19 protein-coding genes and 1 tRNA gene are annotated in these 20,304 nt (G+C 64.7%); 7 read left to right on the top strand and 13 right to left on the bottom strand.

Annotation, left to right across the window (positions count from 1 at the left end; all coding sequences use genetic code 11):
* Positions 1-106 precede the first annotated feature (106 nt).
* The 7 genes from AP428_RS34405 to AP428_RS00240 form a co-directional block, all read right to left on the bottom strand.
* Positions 107-754 carry a histone H1-like DNA-binding protein gene (locus AP428_RS34405; protein ID WP_011544526.1) on the bottom strand — a complete coding sequence of 216 codons (648 nt, stop codon included), beginning with the start codon at positions 752-754 and terminating at the stop codon, positions 107-109.
* A gap of 28 nt (positions 755-782) precedes the next feature.
* Positions 783-1,109, bottom strand: coding sequence for a hypothetical protein (locus AP428_RS34400; RefSeq protein ID WP_011544525.1), 327 nt, complete (start codon positions 1,107-1,109; stop codon positions 783-785).
* 82 nt (positions 1,110-1,191) lie between these two features.
* Positions 1,192-2,403: a ribonucleotide-diphosphate reductase subunit beta gene (locus AP428_RS00260; RefSeq protein WP_012327871.1), complete on the bottom strand. Its 1,212-nt coding sequence runs from the start codon at positions 2,401-2,403 to the stop codon at positions 1,192-1,194.
* A 365-nt stretch (positions 2,404-2,768) separates the two neighbouring features.
* Entirely contained in the window at positions 2,769-5,774 is a 3,006-nt protein-coding gene (locus AP428_RS00255) for a ribonucleoside-diphosphate reductase subunit alpha (protein ID WP_011544523.1), read from the bottom strand.
* A 452-nt stretch (positions 5,775-6,226) separates the two neighbouring features.
* Complete coding sequence (gene ampD / locus AP428_RS00250; RefSeq protein ID WP_011694139.1) at positions 6,227-6,817, bottom strand: 1,6-anhydro-N-acetylmuramyl-L-alanine amidase AmpD; 591 nt, start codon at positions 6,815-6,817, stop codon at positions 6,227-6,229.
* Positions 6,814-7,134: a PP0621 family protein gene (locus AP428_RS00245; protein ID WP_011544521.1), complete on the bottom strand. Its 321-nt coding sequence runs from the start codon at positions 7,132-7,134 to the stop codon at positions 6,814-6,816. The genes ampD and AP428_RS00245 overlap by 4 nt, the downstream gene beginning before the upstream one ends.
* 13 nt (positions 7,135-7,147) lie before the next feature.
* Positions 7,148-8,041: an inner membrane protein YpjD gene (locus AP428_RS00240; RefSeq protein WP_011544520.1), complete on the bottom strand. Its 894-nt coding sequence runs from the start codon at positions 8,039-8,041 to the stop codon at positions 7,148-7,150.
* 90 nt (positions 8,042-8,131) lie between these two features.
* On the opposite strand from AP428_RS00240, the gene ffh reads away from it, so the two are divergent.
* Complete coding sequence (ffh, locus tag AP428_RS00235; RefSeq protein WP_006476982.1) at positions 8,132-9,499, top strand: signal recognition particle protein; 1,368 nt, start codon at positions 8,132-8,134, stop codon at positions 9,497-9,499.
* 94 nt (positions 9,500-9,593) lie between these two features.
* Positions 9,594-10,145, top strand: coding sequence for a hypoxanthine-guanine phosphoribosyltransferase (locus tag AP428_RS00230; protein WP_006489240.1), 552 nt, complete (start codon positions 9,594-9,596; stop codon positions 10,143-10,145).
* A gap of 82 nt (positions 10,146-10,227) precedes the next feature.
* On the opposite strand, the gene AP428_RS00225 is transcribed toward AP428_RS00230, so the two are convergent.
* Together AP428_RS00225 and AP428_RS00220 are read right to left on the bottom strand one after the other, a co-directional pair.
* Complete coding sequence (locus AP428_RS00225; protein WP_011694138.1) at positions 10,228-10,830, bottom strand: MarC family protein; 603 nt, start codon at positions 10,828-10,830, stop codon at positions 10,228-10,230.
* Positions 10,831-10,851: 21 nt separating this feature from the next.
* Positions 10,852-12,588: a proline--tRNA ligase gene (locus AP428_RS00220; protein ID WP_011694137.1), complete on the bottom strand. Its 1,737-nt coding sequence runs from the start codon at positions 12,586-12,588 to the stop codon at positions 10,852-10,854.
* Between the two features lie 228 nt (positions 12,589-12,816).
* On the opposite strand from AP428_RS00220, the gene AP428_RS00215 reads away from it, so the two are divergent.
* A complete protein-coding gene (locus tag AP428_RS00215) occupies positions 12,817-13,461 on the top strand; it encodes an RNA pyrophosphohydrolase (RefSeq protein ID WP_006476994.1) in 645 nt (214 codons plus the stop codon).
* A gap of 13 nt (positions 13,462-13,474) precedes the next feature.
* Positions 13,475-14,083 carry a CNP1-like family protein gene (locus tag AP428_RS00210; protein WP_054927340.1) on the top strand — a complete coding sequence of 203 codons (609 nt, stop codon included), beginning with the start codon at positions 13,475-13,477 and terminating at the stop codon, positions 14,081-14,083.
* Between the two features lie 94 nt (positions 14,084-14,177).
* On the opposite strand, the gene proB is transcribed toward AP428_RS00210, so the two are convergent.
* The 4 genes from proB to rplU all read right to left on the bottom strand — a co-directional run bounded on the left by proB (position 14,178) and on the right by rplU (position 17,282).
* Positions 14,178-15,296 (bottom strand): glutamate 5-kinase, encoded by a 1,119-nt coding sequence (gene proB, locus AP428_RS00205; protein ID WP_054927339.1) that lies wholly within the window; start codon positions 15,294-15,296, stop codon positions 14,178-14,180.
* An 87-nt stretch (positions 15,297-15,383) separates the two neighbouring features.
* Positions 15,384-16,496 (bottom strand): Obg family GTPase CgtA, encoded by a 1,113-nt coding sequence (gene obgE / locus AP428_RS00200; RefSeq protein WP_006476998.1) that lies wholly within the window; start codon positions 16,494-16,496, stop codon positions 15,384-15,386.
* Between the two features lie 186 nt (positions 16,497-16,682).
* Positions 16,683-16,946: a 50S ribosomal protein L27 gene (gene rpmA / locus AP428_RS00195; protein ID WP_006476999.1), complete on the bottom strand. Its 264-nt coding sequence runs from the start codon at positions 16,944-16,946 to the stop codon at positions 16,683-16,685.
* A gap of 24 nt (positions 16,947-16,970) precedes the next feature.
* Positions 16,971-17,282: a 50S ribosomal protein L21 gene (gene rplU / locus AP428_RS00190; RefSeq protein ID WP_006025184.1), complete on the bottom strand. Its 312-nt coding sequence runs from the start codon at positions 17,280-17,282 to the stop codon at positions 16,971-16,973.
* Positions 17,283-17,492: 210 nt separating this feature from the next.
* Between rplU and AP428_RS00180 the strand changes: the two genes are divergently transcribed.
* The 3 genes from AP428_RS00180 to AP428_RS37065 form a co-directional block, all read left to right on the top strand.
* Positions 17,493-18,488 carry a polyprenyl synthetase family protein gene (locus AP428_RS00180; protein ID WP_011544516.1) on the top strand — a complete coding sequence of 332 codons (996 nt, stop codon included), beginning with the start codon at positions 17,493-17,495 and terminating at the stop codon, positions 18,486-18,488.
* Between the two features lie 148 nt (positions 18,489-18,636).
* A tRNA-Pro gene (locus tag AP428_RS00175) sits at positions 18,637-18,713 on the top strand.
* A 158-nt stretch (positions 18,714-18,871) separates the two neighbouring features.
* A partial coding sequence (locus AP428_RS37065; RefSeq protein WP_054927338.1) for a site-specific integrase occupies positions 18,872-20,304 on the top strand: 1,433 nt, incomplete at its 3' end.

Here is a 20,304-nt window from a genome sequence, read left to right as displayed (position 1 = left end):
GACGAAAAAAATCCCGCCACCTGAGCCAGATGGCGGGACTGATTGAGTAGCGCTACTCAACCCACGGACACCACGTGAGTGTCCGGGTGATGCTGCTCAGCCGCGATTACGGACGGCTGCCGGTCGGGAACGGCCATGCTGCTGCCGGGTTGAGCGCGGTCTTCACGCCCGATGCCGGCGCAACCGATGCGGTCGACGCGGTCGTTGCCGGCGCAGCCTTCTTCACGACGGCCTTCTTCGGAGCAGCAGCCTTCTTCGCCGGTGCGGCAGCCTTCTTCGCAGGGGCAGCCTTCTTGGCGGGCGCGGCCTTCTTCGCAGCGGCCTTCTTCGCAGGCGCGGCCTTCTTCGCAGCAGCCTTCTTCGCCGGCGCAGCCTTCTTGGCAGCAGCCTTCTTCGCCGGTGCGGCCTTCTTCGCAGCAACCTTCTTCACTGCGACTTTCTTGGCTGCAACCTTCTTCGCGGCGGCCTTCTTAGCCGGTGCTGCCTTCTTTGCAGCAACCTTCTTCACCGCGACTTTCTTCGCTGCGACCTTCTTGGCTGCAACCTTCTTCGTTGCGACCTTCTTGGCTGCGACCTTCTTTGCAGCGGCCTTCTTCGCCGGTGCTGCCTTCTTGGCTGCAACCTTCTTCACCGCGACCTTCTTCGCAGCAACCTTCTTCACCGCGGCCTTCTTCGCCGGAGCGGCAGCCTTCTTCGCAACGGTCTTCTTGGCAGCAACCTTCTTAGCAGCCGGTTTCTTCTTGGCAGTAGCCATGTTGTTCTCCTTCAGGTTCAGATGAGAGTCAGTTCAAACTACACCCTTCGTCAAAACCCGCTTCCCGCGGACGCTGTTCAGGACGTGCGCTTCGAAGCGGGCTATTCATCGGCGTACGCAGATACCGCGCGCTTACGCTAATGAATACGGTATGGCGCGCGTGACCACTCGGCCTCGCGCGCCAAATCAAGTCGGTAGCCGGCGCACCTCGCGCCGCTACCCCTAATCGCTTGATCAAGCGGACCGCCACACGGCCGTCCGCTTTTTCCGGAGGGAAGTTTGCCCATCCCACTGAAGGGTTCGCAAAGTGCCTGTCGTATCGTTGGGCCGTTAAGGCACCGGGCATGCTTTGCATCAGGCGTTCTTGCTCCTAAACCTTGGGCCAGGGCCGAGAGGCCACCGGCTGCTCCATCATGTAACGGGTTCGCTGCTGCGGGTTATTCCCAGGACAGCGCGCCCCCCGTCTGATACTCGATCACACGCGTCTCGAAGAAGTTGCGCTCCTTCTTCAGGTCGATCATCTCGCTCATCCACGGGAACGGGTTTTCCTCGTTCGGATACAGCGGGTCGAGGCCGATCTGCTGGCAACGGCGGTTGCTGATGAAGCGCAGATAGCTCTTGAACATCGACGCGTTCAAACCCAGCACGCCGCGCGGCATCGTGTCCTCGGCGTAGCGGTATTCGAGTTCGACAGCCTGCTTGAACAGCTCGCGGATCTCGGCGCGGAATTCGGCGGTCCAGAGATGCGGGTTCTCGAGCTTGATCTGGTTGATCAGGTCGATGCCGAAGTTGCAGTGCATCGACTCGTCGCGCAGGATGTACTGATATTGCTCTGCAGCACCCGTCATCTTGTTCTGGCGGCCAAGTGCGAGGATCTGCGTAAACCCGACATAGAAGAACAGGCCTTCCATGATGCAGGCGAACACGATCAGCGACTTCAGCAGCTTCTGATCCGCTTCGAGCGTGCCGGTCTTGAAGGCCGGGTCCGTCAGGGTATGAATGAACGGGATCAGGAATTCGTCCTTCGCGCGGATCGACGTGACCTCGTGGTACGCGTTGAAGATCTCGCCTTCGTCGAGACCGAGCGATTCGACGATGTATTGGTACGCGTGCGTGTGGATCGCTTCCTCGAACGCCTGGCGCAGCAGGAACTGCCGGCACTCGGGCGCCGTGATGTGGCGGTACGTGCCGAGCACGATGTTGTTCGCCGCGAGCGAATCGGCCGTCACGAAGAAGCCGAGGTTGCGCTTCACGATGCGGCGCTCGTCCTCGGTCAGACCGTTCGGGTCCTTCCACAGTGCGATGTCGCGGGACATGTTGATTTCCTGCGGCATCCAGTGGTTCGCGCAACCGGCCAGATACTTTTCCCACGCCCACTTGTACTTGAACGGCACCAGCTGATTGACGTCAGTCTGGCCGTTGATGATGCGCTTGTCGGCGACATTGACCCGCGCTTCCGTACCGCCGGCGGGAACAGCCGATGCTTGCGGCGGCACCGCGAGATCGCCTTCGAAAATGTCACGGACCTGATGGGCGGCAGGCGTTGCAGCCTGCATTCCGACAGCCATCCCGGCGGAGGTGCGCATCGCGTTTTGCTGCGCTCCGCTCGCGGGGGTTACGGCAGTCTTCTCGTCATCCCAGTTGAGCATAAATTCTCACCATCAATTTAGAACGGTTTGTACCATCTTTTCCTGAGCGATAAAAGGGTTCGCTCACGAAAAATCCTTTTTTCGATTCGCGTTGCGACCTCGATACAACACTTTGAGCAACGCATCGTCGTTCATGCAGCGCGCGATGTGAGTCGCGCTTGTATCGCGAGGTGCGCTCGACGCATCGAACGCTGATCGAAACGCGACGTCGTCGGGGATGTTTCGATCGCTTGTCATTGCCTGCAACGCAGGTGTCGCGTTACAGATTCCTTATCATTTTTTTAGTTGAGAGCGGCGCACACTTCAACCTCGATCGGTCGTCGTGTGCGCCGCCCGAGCCTGCTTCTCAGGTCAGGCGCACTGCGTTACTGGCACGCTTCGCACTCGTCGAAGCCGGGGTCGCCCGGACGCATCGTGCACACCGGGCCGTCTGCTTCGACCGGCGCGAGCGCCGCTGCAGCGTTGACCGCGCCCGACGACGCAGCGCCGCCTGCCGCACCGAAGCCGCCCGCCGCGCCTTGCGCGCCGCCGCTGCTCGAGCCGCCGCTGCCTGCACCGCCCGTCGGCACTGCGTTCAGCGCGCCGTGTGCGACCGTCGACTTCTCGACGTGCGTCGCCGCCATCGTGCGGAGGTAGTAGGTCGTCTTCAGGCCGCGCAGCCATGCGAGCTTGTAGACCTCGTCGAGCTTCTTGCCCGATGCGCCGCCCATGTAGATGTTCAGCGACTGCGCCTGGTCGATCCACTTCTGGCGACGCGATGCCGCTTCGACCAGCCACGTCGGGTCGACCTCGAACGCGGTCGCGTAGATCGCGCGCAGGTCGGCCGGGATGCGGTCGATGCGCGACAGCATGCCGTCGAAGTACTTCAGGTCGGCGACCATCACTTCGTCCCACAGGCCGCGTTCCTTCAGGTCGCGAACGAGATACTCGTTCACCACCGTGAATTCGCCCGACAGGTTCGACTTCACGTACAGGTTCTGGAAGGTCGGCTCGATACAGGCCGACACGCCGATGATGTTCGAGATCGTCGCCGTCGGCGCGATCGCGACGCAGTTCGAGTTGCGCATGCCGTGCGTGGCGATCCGCGCACGCAGCGCCGTCCAGTCGAGTGATTCCGACGTGTCGACCTCGACGTAGCCGCCGCGCGCTTCGGCCAGCAGCTTCAGCGTGTCCTGCGGGAGGATGCCGCGATCCCACAGCGAGCCGCGGTAGCTCGAGTAGCGGCCGCGTTCTTCGGCCAGTTCGGTCGACGCGTGGTACGCGTAGTAGCAGACGGCTTCCATCGAACGATCGGCGAACTCGACTGCCTCTTGCGACGCGTACGGCGTACGCAGCAGGTGCAGGCAGTCCTGGAAGCCCATGATGCCCATCCCGACCGGGCGGTGCTTCAGGTTCGAGTTACGCGCCTTCGGCACCGCGTAGTAGTTGATGTCGATCACGTTGTCGAGCATGCGCATCGCGACGCTGATCGTGCGCTTCAGCTTGTCGTGGTCGAGCGCGTAGCTGCCGTCGGCCTGCTTCACCAGGTGGGCGACGAGGTTCACCGAGCCGAGGTTGCACACCGCGATTTCGGTGTCGCTCGTGTTCAGCGTGATTTCCGTGCACAGGTTCGACGAGTGGACGACGCCGACGTGCTGCTGCGGCGAGCGCACGTTGCACGGATCCTTGAACGTGATCCACGGGTGGCCCGTCTCGAACAGCATGCCGAGCATCTTGCGCCACAGTTGCGCCGCCGGGATCTTCTTGAACAGCTTGATCTCGCCGCGCGCGACCTTGTCTTCGTAAGCCGTGTAAGCCTTCTCGAAATCGGCGCCGAACTTGTCGTGCAGGTCCGGGCAGGTCGACGGCGAGAACAGCGTCCAGTCGCCGCCTTCCATCACGCGCTTCATGAACAGGTCGGGAATCCAGTTCGCCGTGTTCATGTCGTGCGTACGGCGACGGTCGTCACCGGTGTTCTTGCGCAGTTCCAGGAACTCCTCGATGTCGAGGTGCCACGATTCGAGGTACGCGCAGACCGCGCCCTTGCGCTTGCCGCCCTGGTTCACCGCGACGGCCGTGTCGTTCACGACCTTCAGGAACGGGACCACGCCTTGCGACTTGCCGTTCGTGCCCTTGATATGCGAGCCGAGGGCGCGCACGCGCGTCCAGTCGTTGCCGAGGCCGCCGGCGAACTTCGACAGCAGCGCGTTTTCCTTCAGCGCTTCATAGATGCCGTCGAGATCGTCCGCGACCGTCGTCAGGTAGCACGACGACAGCTGCGAGCGGTGCGTGCCCGAGTTGAACAGCGTCGGCGTCGAGCTCATGAAGTCGAAGCTCGACAGCACGTTGTAGAACTCGATCGCGCGCGTTTCGCGGTCGATCTCGTTCAGCGACAGGCCCATCGCGACGCGCATGAAGAATGCCTGCGGCATTTCGATGCGGGTGCCTTCGACGTGCAGGAAGTAGCGGTCGTACAGCGTCTGCAGGCCGAGGTAGCCGAACTGCAGGTCGCGGTTCGCGTCGAGCGCTTCGCCGAGGCGCTTCAGGTCGAACTGCAGCAGCTTGTCGTCGAGCAGGCCGGCGTCGACGCCGCGCTTCAGGAACTGCGGGAAGTATTCGGCGTAGCGGGTCGACATCTCGGCCTGCACGACTTCCTCGCCGAGGATCTCGCGACGGATCGTGTGCAGCAGGATGCGGGCCGTGACCTGGCTGTACGCCGGGTCCTTTTCGATCATCGTGCGCGCAGCGAGGATCGCCGAGTCGTAGACCTGGCTCATCGGCACGCCGTCGTACAGGTTCTTCACCGTCTCCGCGACGATCGGGTCAGGGTTAACCGCAGCGCCGAGGCCGTCGCATGCCGACACGATCAGCGCGCGCAGCGCGTTCTGGTCGAGCGGGCGCGTGACGCCGTTGTCGACCACGTTGATGCCGGTGGCCGACTCGCCGCCCGCTGCCGCCGCTTCCTCGCCCGCATGCTGGCGCTCGAGGTGACGCTTCTCGCGATACAGCACGTACGCACGCGCGACGTTGTGCTCGCCGCCGCGCATCAGCGCGAGTTCGACCTGATCCTGGATGTCTTCGATATGGAACGTACCGCCGTTCGGGCGGCTGCGCACGAGCGCGCGAACGACGTTGTGCGTCAGTTGCTCGACCTGCTCGCGTACGCGCGCCGATGCCGCGCCCTGCCCGCCATTGACGGCCAGGAAAGCCTTGGTCACCGCGATCGCGATCTTCGAAGGTTCGAACGACACCACGCTGCCGTTGCGGCGGATCACCTTGTAGTCGGCGAACGTGGCCTGCGGCGCGAGCGCCTTCGCGCCCTGTTCGGTCCCGCCGAGCGGACGGCTCGAGGCGCTCTCGTACTGGGACGTCGCGTTGTCGGTGGTTTGCATGTGCAAAGCTCCTGGTGTTGGATGGTGCGGAGAGAACCGCGGATTAAAACGAACGCTGCGCAATGCGGTGCGCGAGCGGTAAGAGGCGAGCGATGCGCCGGGGAAGCCGGTTCGGTCGATGCGCGACAACCCAGCCGGTCGTGTGCTTCGTCATGTATACCCTGCCCCGTCGATGTTCGCTGCGCTGATCGCGACGCCCGGACCGCCCGGCCTGACGCGCCGCCCTGAGAACCCTGTCCGCCGGCGTTGCCCGCCGGCCGGTGCCGCTCGGGTTTTCCCCTGCGACACACACTATATCTAGTACAGAACTACTCAACTGGCACCAAGTATAGTGGACATTCGGAGGACGTCCAAACGGATAATTTGCGATAGAGGTCTTGACATCGCTCACGCGCAGACACGGCAAGGCATTGATCGGAGAAAAAACTTTCTCCGATCAAAAAACCCCGCGATCAGTGCTGACGGAAAGGAAAGTATTCGGCGGAAAAACCGGCATCGCTCGCGAAGCGTTGCCAATCGAAATGCGGGCCCGGGTCGGTCTTGCGCCCCGGCGCGACGTCCGAGTGCCCCGCGAACGCGTCGACCGGGTAGCGCGCGGCGAGCGCGCGGGAGAGCGCGGCGAGCACCGCGTATTGGGCATCGTCGAACGGCACGTCGTCCGCGCCCTCGAGCTCGATGCCGATCGAGAAGTCGTTGCAGCGCGCGCGGCCGAAGAACTCGGACGAGCCTGCATGCCATGCGCGCTCGTCGCACGACACGAACTGCACGAGCTCGCCGCCGCGGCGGATCAGGAAATGGGCGGACACGCGCACGCCGCGCAGGTGGCTCTGGTAATAGGGGTGCGCATCGCAGTCGAGGCGATTCAGGAACAGCGCCTCGATCGCGTCGCCACCGAATTCGCCGGGCGGCAGGCTGATGTTGTGAACGATCACGAGCGTCGGCACCGCTCCCGCGGGCCGCGCCTCGAAGTTCGGCGACGGCGCATGACGCGCTTCGCGCACCCAGCCGTTCGCGTCGACCGACAACACCGCCGCGTCGCTCATCGTGCGTCGCGACCGTTCACGCGCGCGGCGTGGCGCTGCGCATGCTCGGCGCTGCAGAAGTATTCGCCGCTCGCGGCAATCGCGTCGCCCTTCGGCGCATGCACGCCGCATTCGGCGCAGCGCACCATCGGCTCGGGCAGCGACCGCGCGTCGCCGTTCGGGCGCGCGGCACCCGCACTGGCGCCAGCGCCGGGCGCCTCGTCGTAACCGGCGCCGCGGCCGGTGCGCGCCTGCGCCTGTTCCTGCGCGTGACGCAGCTTGCGCGCGAGCCACGAACCCGCGAAGAAGAGAAGAATCAGGAGAAGAATCTGTCGCATCGGAAACCTGCGGTCAAACCACGGAGCGGTGCAGCAGCACCTCGAAAACAAACCGGCTGCCGACGTACGCGAGCAGCAGCGCGGCGAACGACACGAGCACCCAGCGCGCGGCGCCGCGCCCGCGCCAGCCCGACGTCTTGCGGGCCACCAGCAGGCCGCCGAACATCAGCCACGACAGGATCGCGAACACCGTCTTGTGGTCGAGCCGCAGCGCGCGCGCATCGACCTGCTCGCTGAACAGGATGCCCGACGCGAGGGTGAGTGTCAGCAGCACGAAGCCGGCGCCGATCAGGCGGAACAGCAGCTTCTCGAGCGTGAGCAGCGGCGGCAGCGTTTCGAGCCAGCTCGCGATCCAGCCGGTCGAGCCGTCGCGCCCGCCGCTACGCAGCGACTGCAGGCGCCGCTCGACCATCAGCATCAGGACCGCGTGCAGCGCGGCGATCGCGAAGAGGCCGTACGCGATGTTCGCGATCAGGAAGTGCAGCTTGAACAGCGGTGCCGCGGCATAAGGCAGCACCCGCACGCCGCCGAACACGAGCGGCAGCAGCGACGCGCCGCACGCGAGCGGCAGCACCAGCAGGCGCAGGCTGTCGAGCGGGAAGAAAAAGCTCTCGATCCAGTAGATGCCGGCGCCGAGCCAGAACATCGCGGACAGCGCGAACGCGAAGCCGAACACCATCGCGTCGTTCGGAAAGATCGTCATGTGGAGCAGCACGCCATGCGCGAGCAGCGCGGCGAACAGCAGCGCGCGGCCGGCCCCGCTCATCCCGGACGCGGCGGACGCGGGAACCGGCACGGCCGGCACGCTCGCGACGAGCGACGTCGCGCCCTGACGGTGCGTACGCCAGCCTGCGACGGCGAGGCCGCCGTACAGGAATGCGGTGAGGGCATACAGTACAATATCCATGTTCGAAGTTTACACTAGGCCCCCTTCCCGCGACGGCTCCCTTTTGTTCGGTTCCGCCGCGCCTTCGGGCCCCACTGTCCAACGCTCCCCATGCTCGACAATCTCACTCAACGGATGGCGCGCGTCGTCAAGACGCTGCGCGGCGAGGCCCGGCTCACCGAGGCGAACACGCAGGAGATGCTCCGCGAGGTGCGTCTCGCGCTGCTGGAAGCCGACGTGTCGCTGCCGGTCGTCCGCGAATTCATCGCCAAGGTCAAGGAAAAGGCGCTCGGCGAAGAAGTGATCAGCAGCCTGTCGCCGGGCCAGGCGCTCGTCGGCGTGGTCCAGAAGGAACTGACCGCCGTGATCGGCGGCGACTACGAAGGCAAGGCCGCCGAGCTGAACCTCGCGGTCACGCCGCCCGCCGTGATCCTGATGGCCGGCCTGCAGGGCGCCGGCAAGACCACGACCGTCGGCAAGCTCGCGAAGCTGCTGCGCGAGAAGTACAAGAAGAAGGTGCTGACCGTGTCGTGCGACGTGTATCGCCCGGCCGCGATCATGCAGCTGAAAACGGTGACCGAGCAGGTCGGCGCCGACTTCTTCCCGTCCACGCCGGACCAGAAGCCCGTCGACATCGCGCTCGCCGCCGTCGACTGGGCGAAGCGCCACTACCATGACGTGCTGCTCGTCGACACGGCCGGCCGCCTCGGCATCGACGAGGCGATGATGCAGGAAATCGCCGCGCTGCACGGCACGCTGAAGCCGGCCGAAACGCTGTTCGTCGTCGACGCGATGCTCGGCCAGGACGCGGTCAACACCGCGAAGGCGTTCAACGACACGCTGCCGCTCACCGGCGTCGTGCTGACCAAGCTCGACGGCGATTCGCGCGGCGGCGCCGCGCTGTCGGTGCGCCACGTCACGGGCAAGCCGATCAAGTTCGTCGGCGTCGCCGAGAAGCTCGACGGCCTCGAGGTGTTCCACCCCGACCGGATGGCGAACCGGATCCTCGGCATGGGCGACATCCTCGCGCTCGTCGAGGAAGCGCAGCGCGGCGTCGATGTCCAGGCCGCGCAGAAGCTCGCCGACAAGGTCAAGAAAGGCGGCGACTTCGACCTGAACGATTTCCGCGCGCAGATCTCGCAGATGAAGAACATGGGCGGCCTGTCGTCGCTGATGGACAAACTCCCCGCGCAGTTCCAGCAGGCGGCGGCCGGCGCCGACATGGGTCAGGCCGAAAAGTCGATCCGCCGGATGGAAGGCATCATCAGCTCGATGACGCCCGCCGAGCGCGCGAAACCCGAAATCATCAAGGCGACGCGCAAGCGCCGCATCGCAGCCGGCGCGGGCGTGCCGGTGCAGGAAGTCAACCGGATGCTGAACCAGTACGACCAGATGCGTACGATGATGAAGAAGCTGAAGGGCGGCAACATGCAGAAGATGATGCGCGGCCTGAAGGGCATGATGCCCGGCATGCGCTGATTTCGTCCGTCGGCCGGCGCGCGGGTTTTTGCCGTAGCGCGCGCCTGCCGTTCTGCTTCATCCTTATTTGTATACCGACTGCCCGCCAGAACACATGAACCGCGAAGAAGCCCTCCACATTTTCGACCACTCCGAAGAGATCGTCTCGGCCGACGCCGTCAACGCGTCGATCTCGAAGATGGCCGACGCGATCCGCGCCGAAATCGGCGACGCGTTCCCGCTCGTTCTCTCGGTGATGGGCGGCGCCGCGGTGTTTACCGGGATGCTGCTGCCGCATCTCGATTTCCCGCTCGAATTCGACTACATCCACCTGACCCGCTACCGCAACACGACGCAGGGCAGCCCGGAGATGCACTGGCGCGTCGCGCCGCGCGAATCGGTGAAGGACCGCATCGTGCTCGTACTCGACGACATCCTCGACGAAGGCGAGACGATGGCCGCGATCCGCGACCGCATCCTCGACATGGGCGCGCAGCGCTTCATGTCGGCCGTGCTGTGCGAGAAGACGCTCGCGAAGGCGAAACCGCTGCACCCCGACTTCTGCGGCTTCTCGGTGCCGGACCGTTACGTGTTCGGCTGCGGGATGGACGCGAAGGGCTACTGGCGCAACCTGCCGACGATCCGCGCGCTGACCGCGAACGTCTGATCGCCGCCCGGCCTGCTATATAAATGGAAAGCGGCGCTCCGGTTGCCCGGAGCGCCGCTTTTTTTCGCGCGTGCCGCCTGCGTTACAACTGGTGCACGAACGCGCGGATGCCGGCCAGCAGCATCTCGACCGAGATCGCCACCAGCACGAGGCCCATCAGCCGCTCGAACGCGGCGACCGTCCGCTCGCCGAGCCACTGCTGAATCCGCTCGGCCAGCACCAGCGTGATCGCGCAGACGATCATCGTGACCGTCAGCGCGCCGACCCACTCGAGCATCTTGCCGGGCGCCTGCGACGTCATCAGCATCACCGTCGCGAGCGCGGACGGCCCGGCCAGCGCCGGAATCGCGAGCGGCACGATGAACGGCTCGCCGCCCGCACGGGGATCGCTGCCGAGCGCGCCGTCCGGATGCGGGAAGATCATCCGCAGCGCGATCAGGAACAGCACGATCCCGCCGCCGAGCCGCAGCGACAGGTCGGTGAGGCTCATCATCCGCAGGAAGCGGTCGCCGACCAGCATGAAGAACAGCAGGATCACGAATGCGATCCCCACTTCGCGCAGGATCAGCTTCACGCGCCGCTCGCGCGGCACATCCCGCATCGCCGAAATGAACAGCGGGATGTTGCCGAGCGGATCCGTGATCAGCACGAGGAGCACGGTGGCCGACAGGAACGTGTATTCCATCGTGTCGCCCGGTCGCCGCGCTTAGTGCGCGAGCGCGGCGCGGATCTTCTCCGCGACCGCCGCCGCGGCCGTGTCGGCCGGCAGCAGCGTCGCTTCGGCATCGCGGCGGCCCTGGTACTCGATCTTGCCTTCCTTCAGGCCGCGCTCGCCGATCACCAGACGATGCGGCACGCCGATCAGTTCCCAGTCGGCGAACATCACACCCGGGCGCTCGCCGCGATCGTCGAGGATCACGTCGATACCGGCCGCGACGAGTTCCGCGTACAGCTTGTCGGCCGTCTCGCGCACCATGTCGCTGCGGTCATAGCCCATCGGGCACAGCACGACCTCGAACGGTGCGATCGACTCGGGCCAGATGATCCCCTTGTCGTCGAAGTTCTGTTCGATCGCCGCGCCGAGAATGCGCGTGATGCCGACGCCGTAGCAGCCCATCAGCATCGGCTGCGGCTTGCCCGACTCGTCGAGGAACGTCGCGCCCATCGCTTCCGAGTACTTGGTGCCGAGCTGGAACACGTGGCCGACTTCGATGCCGCGGCAGATGTCGATCACGCCCTTGCCGTCCGGCGACGGGTCGCCCTTCTTCACGTTGCGCACGTCGGCGACTTCCGGCTCCGGCAGGTCGCGGCCCCAGTTCACGCCGGCGATGTGATAGTCGACCTCGTTCGCGCCGACGACGAAGTCGCTCATGTTCGCGACCGTGCGGTCCGCGATCACCTTCACGGGCTTCTTCGTGCCGACCGGGCCGAGGTAGCCCGGCGGCGTGCCGAACCATTCGACGATTTCCTGCTCGGTCGCGAAGCGGTGGTTCTTCAGGCCCGGCAGCTTCGACACCTTGATCTCGTTCAGGTCGTGATCGCCGCGCAGCATCACGAGCCAGATGGTCGGCTCGGCGCCTTCGTTGTCGGTCGCGAGCACGATCGACTTGATCGTGCGCTCGAGCGGGATCGACAGCAGTTCGGCCACGGCCTCGCACTTCGCCTTGCCGGGCGTCGCGACCTTTTCCATCGCTTCGGCGGGCGCCGCGCGCTCGGCAATCAGCGGCAGCGCTTCGGCCGCCTCGACGTTCGCCGCGAATTCGGACGTCGGGCAGTAGGCGATCGCGTCCTCACCGGTGTCGGCGATCACGTGGAACTCGTGCGAGAAGTTGCCGCCGATCGAGCCGCTGTCGGCCGCCACCGCGCGAAACTCGAGGCCGAGGCGCGTGAAGATGCGCACGTACGCGTCGTACATCTTGCGATACGACTCGTTCAGGCCGGCCGCATCCTTGTCGAACGAATACGCGTCCTTCATGATGAATTCGCGGCCGCGCATCACGCCGAAGCGCGGCCGGATCTCGTCGCGGAACTTCGTCTGGATCTGGTAGAAATTCACCGGCATCTGCCGGTAGCTCTTGATCTGGTTGCGCGCGATGTCGGTGACGACTTCCTCGTGCGTCGGCCCGATCACGAAATCGTTGTCCTTGCGGTCCTTGAAGCGCAGCAGCTCGGGGCCGTACTGCTCCCAGCGGCCCGACTCCTGCCACAGCTCGGCCGGCTGCACGGCCGGCATCAGCAGCTCGATGGCGCCCGCCCGGTTCATTTCCTCGCGCACGATCGCCTCGACCTTGCGAATCGAACGCAGGCCGACCGGCAGGTAGTTGTAGATGCCGCCGGCGACGCGACGGATCATGCCGGCGCGGACCATCAGCTTGTGGCTGACGATCTCTGCGTCGGCGGGTGCCTCTTTCAGGGTGCCGATAAAGAAACGGGAAGCTTTCATGCGGACGGTTCCAAAAACGGCGCCCCCAGGCGGGGCGCCCGAAAAAGTTTCAAGGTGAAAAAGCTGCGCGCGGCGAACAACGAGGGACGACGATGGCGCAGACGACGTAGCAGACTAATCAGGGACAATTCAGCCGGTGTACCCCGCGCGGATTCGCTCCGTCACGGTGCGCAGCGCCCGTTATCTGTTTATAATCAAAGCAATTTTAAAGGATTCGAAGGTGGTTGTATGCTGGATCGTGAAGGCTTTCGCCCGAACGTCGGCATCATCCTCTTGAACGCGCGCAACGAGGTGTTTTGGGGCAAGCGGCTCCGCGAGCATTCCTGGCAGTTTCCTCAAGGTGGGATCAAGTACGGCGAGACCCCCATGCAGGCGATGTACCGGGAACTGCACGAGGAAACGGGCCTGCATCCGGAACACGTCAAGATAATCGGCCGCACTCGCGACTGGTTGCGTTACGAGGTGCCTGACAAGTTCATCAAACGCGAAGTACGCGGTCATTACCGCGGCCAGAAGCAGATCTGGTTCCTGCTGCGGATGGTCGGACGCGATTGCGACATTTGCTTGCGCGCGACCGACCACCCGGAGTTCGATGCGTGGCGCTGGAACGAGTACTGGGTGCCGCTCGATGCGGTGATCGAGTTCAAGCGGGATGTCTATCAGTTGGCGCTGACGGAACTGTCGCGCTTCCTGCGCCGCCCGGCGCAGCGAGCCGAGAAGCCGCGCGGGCCGCGTGTGTCGCGCTATCCGCGCGTCATTGGCGCACAGGCCCAGACGCTGACGATTGTCGATACATCGGTAGTCTGTTCGGAGATCGAAGTGGAAGCGAGCACGCTCGACGAGATGCCGCCCCACGTGATCGTCGGCAAATGACGAGTCGGACTGCATGACCGGGCGCGACCTTGGTGTCGCGCCCTTTTTTTACGAGGAATGCATATTGAAAGCGATTGCTCTCGCGCTCGCATCGATCGCCGCGATGGCCGCCCTGGCCGGCTGCGCGAACTCGAAAGCGCCGTCCAACAAGGACGACAGCGAGTTCGTGTACCTGCTCGACCGTCAGGGAACCTGGAAGGAAAACGCCGTCGACACGCTGCCGCCGCTGCCGCAAACGGGCGATCTGCTGCCGTTCAACGTGTCGCAGAACACGCCGCTCAAGTTCTTCGTCGATGCAAAGTCGCTCGAGGTCGGCACCGACGGCGTCGTGCGCTACGCAGTCGTCATCACGAGCCCGGCCGGTGCACGCAACGTGAACTACGAAGGCATCCGCTGCGACACCTACGAATGGCGCCAGTACGCCGGCCTGAACGCCGACCACAACGGCTGGGATCGCACGGTGGAAAACGACTGGCGGCGCATCGAGAACGGCGAGCTCAACGCCTACCACTCCGCGCTCTACCAGGACTACTTCTGCTCGAACAAGATGCCGCAGGGCTCGACCCGGCAGATTCTCGAAAACATCCGGTTCCACCGCACCGCGATGACGCAGTTGCGCTGACGGCGCGCGATGCGGGCCGCCCACATCGTCCGCCGCACAAAAAAGCCCGCATCGCGCGGGCTTTTTCATTTGAACGACGAAACCCGGCCGGCGATTACACCAGCACGAGGTTGTCGCGATGAATCAGTTCGGGCTCCAGCATGTAGCCAAGCACGGCCTCGATCTCGCCGCTCGGCTTGCGGTGAATCAGCTTCGTTTCCGCGCTGCTGTAGTTCGTGAGCCCCCGCGCCACCTCGCGCCCGTCCGGGCCGACGCACGCGATCACTTCGCCGCGCGCGAACGCGCCCTGCACGTCGATCACGCCGATCGGCAGCAGGCTCTTGCCGCCGGCCGTCAGCTTCTCGACCGCGCCCGCATCGATCACGACGTGGCCGCGCACCTGCAGATGGTCGGCCATCCATTGCTTGCGTGCCGCCATCCGCGCGGTACGTGCGATCAGTTGCGTGCCGATCGCCTCGCCGGCCGCCAGCCGGACGAGCACGTCGGCCTCCCGGCCGCTCGCGATCACGGTGTTCGCGCCGCTGTGTGCCGCGCGCTTCGCCGCGAGGATCTTCGTCAGCATCCCGCCGCGGCCGAGACTCGAACCGGCCCCGCCCGCCATCGCCTCGAGCTCCGGTGCGCCCGCGTTGGCCTCGCCGACGAGCGTCGCGTTCGGGTCCTTGCGCGGATCGGCCGTGAACAGCCCCGACTGGTCGGTGAGGATGATCAGCGCATCGCCTTCGATCAGGTTCGCGACGAGCGCGCCGAGCGTGTCGTTGTCGCCGAACTTGATTTCGTCGGTGACGACCGTGTCGTTCTCGTTGATGATCGGCACGACGCCGAGCCGCAGCAGCGTGAGCAGCGTCGAACGCGCGTTCAGGTAGCGCTCACGATCCGCCAGATCGGCGTGCGTGAGCAGAATCTGCGCGGTGCGAATGCCGTGCTCGGTGAAGCGGCTCTCGTAGACTTGCGCGAGCCCCATCTGCCCCACCGCGGCGGCGGCTTGCAGCTCGTCGATTTCCCGCGGCCGCTTGCTCCAGCCGAGCCGCTGCATGCCTTCGGCAATCGCGCCCGAGCTGACGAGCACGACTTCCTTGCCCTGCGCACGCAGTGCCGCGATCTGGGCTGCCCAGCGGCCGATTGCAGCATGATCGAGCCCCTTGCCGTCGTTGGTCACGAGGCTCGAGCCCACTTTCACCACCAATCGCTTCGAATCCGCGATGATCGAACGCATCCTGCACTGTCTCCTGTATCTGATGCCTGTCCGGCCGGGCGCGATTGAACGCCAACGCGGCGGCACGCCCGGCGCGTTAGCGAACGTTCAGGCGTCGTCGCCCGGCGTCGCACCGCCCTTCGCCGGCGGCGCATCGCGGAAACGCACGTCGGCCGCGAGATCCTCCGCCTCCGCCGCGCGATGCGCGTCCGAATGTTCGGAGAGGTAGTCGTAGATCGCGTAGCACAGCGCTTCGCAGCCCTGGCCCGTCAGTGCCGAGATCTCGAACACGGGGCCGTCCCAGCCGAAACGGTCAAGGAAATCCGCGACGCGCGCCTCGCGCTCGTCTTCCGGCACCATGTCCAGCTTGTTGAGCACGAGCCAGCGCGGCTTCTCGTAGAGCGCCTCGTCGTACTTGCGCAGTTCGCCGACGATCGCCGTCGCTTCCGCGACCGGATCGACGCTTTCATCGAACGGCGCAAGATCGACCAGATGCAGCAGCACGCCGGTGCGCTGCAGGTGACGCAGGAATTGATGCCCGAGGCCTGCGCCTTCGGCCGCCCCTTCGATCAGCCCCGGGATATCGGCGATCACGAAGCTCTTGCTCGGGCCGACCCGCACCACGCCGAGATTCGGCGCGAGCGTCGTGAACGGGTAGTCGGCGATCTTCGGCTTCGCGTTCGACACCGACGAGATGAAGGTCGACTTGCCCGCGTTCGGCATGCCGAGCAGGCCGACGTCGGCGAGCACCTTCAGCTCGAGCTTCAGCATGCGTCGCTCGCCCGGCTTGCCGTCCGTCTTCTGGCGCGGCGCGCGGTTCGTGCTCGACTTGAAATGCAGGTTGCCGAGACCGCCGGCGCCGCCCTGCGCGAGCATCACCTGCTGGTCGTGCTCGGTCAGGTCGGCGATCAGTTCGCCCGTATCCATGTCGCTGATGATCGTGCCGACCGGCATGCGCAGCGTGACATCGTCGCCGCCCTTGCCGTAGCAATCCGAGCCTCGGCCGTTTTCGCCGTTGCGCGCGAGGTGCTTCTTCGCGTAACGGTAGTCGATCAGCGTGTTGATGTTGCGGTCGGCGATCGCGTAAACGCTACCGCCCCGGCCGCCGTCGCCACCGTCCGGCCCGCCGAACGGGACGAATTTCTCGCGGCGCATCGACGCGCTGCCATCGCCTCCGTCGCCGGCGATGACTTCGATTCGTGCTTCGTCAATGAACTTCATTCGTCACTCCGCCCAGTATTTCCGCTATTGTGCCGCGCGCCGGCACGCTTGAACAATCTGCCGTTCGGCCGATCGTACGCCGGTTGCGCGAGGGTCGCCGGCCCGCACTTGCGGGCGGCGACCCAATAAAAAAGGCCCCGCGAAGACTGCGGGGCCTTTCGGCTACGAAGCCCGTGGGTGCCTGACTTAGGCAGCCGCCGGGACGACGATGACCAGATGCTTCTTGTCCGCGCCCTTCGTCGCGAACTTGACGTGACCGTCGACCAGCGCGAACAGGGTGTGATCCTTGCCCATGCCGACGTTCTCGCCAGCGTGCATGCGCGTACCGCGCTGACGCACGATGATGCCGCCGGCATTGATTGCCTGGCCGCCGTACACTTTCACGCCGAGACGTTTCGACTCGGAGTCGCGGCCGTTCCGGGAAGAGCCGCCTGCCTTTTTGTGTGCCATCTGATTGCTCCTTTACCGAGGCGCTTACGCGTTGATCGCGTCGATGCGCAGCTCAGTGTAGTTCTGGCGGTGGCCGCCGTGCTTTTGGTAGTGCTTCCGGCGACGCATCTTGAAGATGGTGACCTTGGCATGACGACCGTGCGACACAACGGTGGCCTTGACGGAAGCCCCACTGACCAGCGGCGTACCGAACTTAATCGATTCGCCTTCGCCCACTGCGAGAACCTGGTCGAGCGTGATTTCAGCGTCAATGTCAGCCGGTATCTGTTCTACTTTGAGTTTTTCGCCAACGGCAACCTTGTACTGCTTGCCGCCGGTTTTTATGACCGCGTACATTGAGAACCTCACTCTGGATCCAATTTTTCCGCACACCACGCGCGGAAAACACGTGATTATACATGGGGTTAGCACCGAAGTCAAAACCGATCGACGATTACCGCGCGCGGGCCTCTGCCGGACGGCCAAAATCGCGCCGCCGGCACGTCTGACAGACCGGCATATCGCGGATTCGACTTATAATCCGCCGCATCACCCAATTCCATCATCATGTCGTCGTCCACCGCCTCCCCCACCCTCAGCGCCGCCCACCTGCTCGCCCCGATCACCAGCGACATGGAGCAGGTGAATCGCGTTATCCGGCAAAGCCTCGCGTCCGACGTGCTGCTGATCAACCAGATCGCCGAGTACATCATCGGCGCGGGCGGCAAGCGGCTGCGTCCGGCGTTGCTGCTGCTCGTCGCCGGCGCGCTCGGCGAAACGTCGCACCAGCGGCACGTGCTGGCCGCCGTCGTCGAGTTCATCCACACGGCCACGCTGCTGCATGACGACGTCGTCGACGAATCCGAACTGCGCCGCGGCCGCCAGACCGCCAATGCGCTGTTCGGCAACGCGGCGAGCGTGCTGGTAGGCGATTACCTCTACTCGCGCTCGTTCGAGATGATGGTCGGCGTCGGCAAGATGCGCGTGATGGAGATCCTGTCCGAAGCGACGACGATCATTTCCGAAGGCGAGGTGCTGCAGCTCCTCAACATGCACGACGCGGACGTCGACGAAACGCGCTACATGCAGGTGATCCGCTACAAGACGGCGAAGCTGTTCGAGGCATCGGCGCGCCTGGGCGCGGTGCTCGCGGGCGCCGATGCGCCCACCGAGGCCGCCGCCGCCGAATACGGCCGCCGGATCGGCACCGCATTCCAGATCATGGACGACTGGCTCGACTATGCCGGCACCGCCGAGGCGATGGGCAAGAATGCCGGCGACGACCTGCGCGAAGGCAAGCCGACGCTGCCGCTCATCTATCTGATCGAACGCGGCACGCCCGAACAGTCGGCGCTCGCACGCGAGGCAATCGAACAGGGCGGCACCGATCGCTTCGACACGATTTTCGAAGCGATCACGCGCTCGGGCGCGCTCGACCACACGCTCGAATGCGCACGTCAGGAAGCGCAGGCGGCGGCGGCGGCGATTGCCGCGTTCCCCGATTCGATCTACAAGGAAAGCCTGCTCGGGTTGTGCTCGTACTCGACGTCGCGGCAGTCATGAACACGCCGCGAACGGGAAGCGATGCTCTGTCTCGAAAATTTTCTTCGTCAAAGTATTCCCTTTTAGAAAAAACATCGTTATAGTTACGTTCTTGCTTGAGACGACGCAGAAATCTTCACGAAGACGGCGAAGTCCGAAGAGCAAAAATCGGGGTGTAGCTTAGCCTGGTAGAGCGCTACGTTCGGGACGTAGAGGCCGGAGGTTCGAATCCTCTCACCCCGACCAGGTTTCCTTGCAAAAACAGCGGACTAGATGTCCGCTGTTTTTGTTTTCAGGGTCCGCAGTGGCAAATCAGTGGCAATCTCCGCCACTTCGCTACAAATCGCGAATCATCCCCCTGCCTTACGCCTATACGTTGCTCCCAACCTTGGAGCATCGCTGCCATGGCGTCCATCGAGAACCGCTCGCGCATCCGCGTCACCGTCCGCAACCGCGACGACCTGACCCGGACCTTTTCCCACAACGCTGACCAAGCTATCCAGCGCTACGTCCAGACGCTGCAGTTGCAGGGACTCAAGCCGAGGCTGGCCAGCCTCGACGACCACTATGTCGTCCGGACACGCAGCGTCGCGCACAAGAACCAGTTCCTCACCGCGCACAGCGAAGCGGAAGCCATCGCCATCAAGCAGCGCATCGAGAGCGAGCAGCGCCAGGGGCTTTTCATCGACTATGCGAAGGGGCACAAGACGACCCTCGCCGACCTGCTGATTCGCTACCTTCGCGACGAGGCGCCGCGCGACAAGAGCTTCGAGGTCCTCGGCTACAAAATCAATGCGTGGCTGGAGGACGCCGGCTTGCCCCGGCAGGACCTCGCCGAGATTCGCGACGCGCATCCCAACCCTTGTCCCACAGTCGCGGCCATGAAAATCCGCAGGTCCACGGGCACTCGCGTCGGGCAGCCGTCGGATACCAGCAAGTTCATCCGCAAGCCCTTCGCCGCCATCGTCCCGGACGACTTCGGCGACTACATCGAAGAGCGCTGCCAGGTAGTCGAGCCGAGCACGGTGGACCGCGAAATCGACATCTTCTCGGCGGTCTGCCACATCGCCATCGACACTTGGCGGATTCACGTCGCCAAGAACCCGATGGACGGTGTACGCCGGCCCCGCTACTACAACGAGCGGGACCGCCGCCTGAAGGATGGCGAGGAGGCGCGCTTGCTGGCCGCCGCCCGCGAGGAGGACTGCGCACATTCCATCGCTCTGCGCCTCGAGCAGTTGATGGCAGCAGAACGCGAGGACGCGAACAGCGCGACCACCGTGTACCGGCGCAAGCAGGTTATCAAGGACGCTCGACAGCGCTACCAGGCGGAAGCCGAGCAGACGTACGAGCACATTCCGATGCTGGAGACTTTCATCCACTTCCAGCTGATGACTGGCGCCCGCCGCAGCGAGACGCTGACGCTGACCTGGTCGAACGTGAACCTGGACGGCCAGGCCGCGTTCCTGCCAGAAACCAAGAATGGCCGGCCCCGCACCTTGCCTCTTCGCAGCGACCTCGTCGAGCTGCTGCGCCGGCTGCCGCGCGCCAGCGAGTTGGTGTTCCCAATCGGTGTCGACGGCCTGCGCAAGGCTTGGCAACGCATTTGCATCGCCGCGGGCCTGACTGGCGGCAACGAGGTGCGCATCCATGACCTGCGCCATGAAGCCATTTCCCGCGTCGCCGAGGCCGGCAGCCGCACGCCCGGCGGGTTCTCGCTGGTCGACCTTCAGCACTTCAGCGGCCACCGCGATACCCGCATGCTGCTGCGCTATGCGCATCTGTGCGCGGGAAGCTTTGCCAAGCGGCTCGATGACGCTTTCCGGGTCGACTCGCC

The organism is Burkholderia sp. E168m22 (assembly GCF_001319805.1).
Classification (GTDB): domain Bacteria; phylum Pseudomonadota; class Gammaproteobacteria; order Burkholderiales; family Burkholderiaceae; genus Burkholderia; species Burkholderia orbicola.
Note: the sequence above shows the minus strand (reverse complement) of the source record. Positions and strands in the feature narration are given on the sequence as shown.

Excerpts from the sequence above, each read along its gene's own strand:
- AP428_RS34405 (WP_011544526.1), bottom strand. The coding sequence starts at position 754 with ATGGCTACTGCCAAGAAGAAACCGGCTGCTAAGAAGGTTGCTGCCAAG.
- AP428_RS34400 (WP_011544525.1), bottom strand. The coding sequence starts at position 1,109 with ATGCAAAGCATGCCCGGTGCCTTAACGGCCCAACGATACGACAGGCAC.
- AP428_RS00260 (WP_012327871.1), bottom strand. The coding sequence starts at position 2,403 with ATGCTCAACTGGGATGACGAGAAGACTGCCGTAACCCCCGCGAGCGGA.
- AP428_RS00255 (WP_011544523.1), bottom strand. The coding sequence starts at position 5,774 with ATGCAAACCACCGACAACGCGACGTCCCAGTACGAGAGCGCCTCGAGC.
- ampD (WP_011694139.1), bottom strand. The coding sequence starts at position 6,817 with ATGAGCGACGCGGCGGTGTTGTCGGTCGACGCGAACGGCTGGGTGCGC.
- AP428_RS00245 (WP_011544521.1), bottom strand. The coding sequence starts at position 7,134 with ATGCGACAGATTCTTCTCCTGATTCTTCTCTTCTTCGCGGGTTCGTGG.
- AP428_RS00240 (WP_011544520.1), bottom strand. The coding sequence starts at position 8,041 with ATGGATATTGTACTGTATGCCCTCACCGCATTCCTGTACGGCGGCCTC.
- ffh (WP_006476982.1), top strand. The coding sequence starts at position 8,132 with ATGCTCGACAATCTCACTCAACGGATGGCGCGCGTCGTCAAGACGCTG.
- AP428_RS00230 (WP_006489240.1), top strand. The coding sequence starts at position 9,594 with ATGAACCGCGAAGAAGCCCTCCACATTTTCGACCACTCCGAAGAGATC.
- AP428_RS00225 (WP_011694138.1), bottom strand. The coding sequence starts at position 10,830 with ATGGAATACACGTTCCTGTCGGCCACCGTGCTCCTCGTGCTGATCACG.
- AP428_RS00220 (WP_011694137.1), bottom strand. The coding sequence starts at position 12,588 with ATGAAAGCTTCCCGTTTCTTTATCGGCACCCTGAAAGAGGCACCCGCC.
- AP428_RS00215 (WP_006476994.1), top strand. The coding sequence starts at position 12,817 with ATGCTGGATCGTGAAGGCTTTCGCCCGAACGTCGGCATCATCCTCTTG.
- AP428_RS00210 (WP_054927340.1), top strand. The coding sequence starts at position 13,475 with ATGACCGGGCGCGACCTTGGTGTCGCGCCCTTTTTTTACGAGGAATGC.
- proB (WP_054927339.1), bottom strand. The coding sequence starts at position 15,296 with ATGCGTTCGATCATCGCGGATTCGAAGCGATTGGTGGTGAAAGTGGGC.
- obgE (WP_006476998.1), bottom strand. The coding sequence starts at position 16,496 with ATGAAGTTCATTGACGAAGCACGAATCGAAGTCATCGCCGGCGACGGA.
- rpmA (WP_006476999.1), bottom strand. The coding sequence starts at position 16,946 with ATGGCACACAAAAAGGCAGGCGGCTCTTCCCGGAACGGCCGCGACTCC.
- rplU (WP_006025184.1), bottom strand. The coding sequence starts at position 17,282 with ATGTACGCGGTCATAAAAACCGGCGGCAAGCAGTACAAGGTTGCCGTT.
- AP428_RS00180 (WP_011544516.1), top strand. The coding sequence starts at position 17,493 with ATGTCGTCGTCCACCGCCTCCCCCACCCTCAGCGCCGCCCACCTGCTC.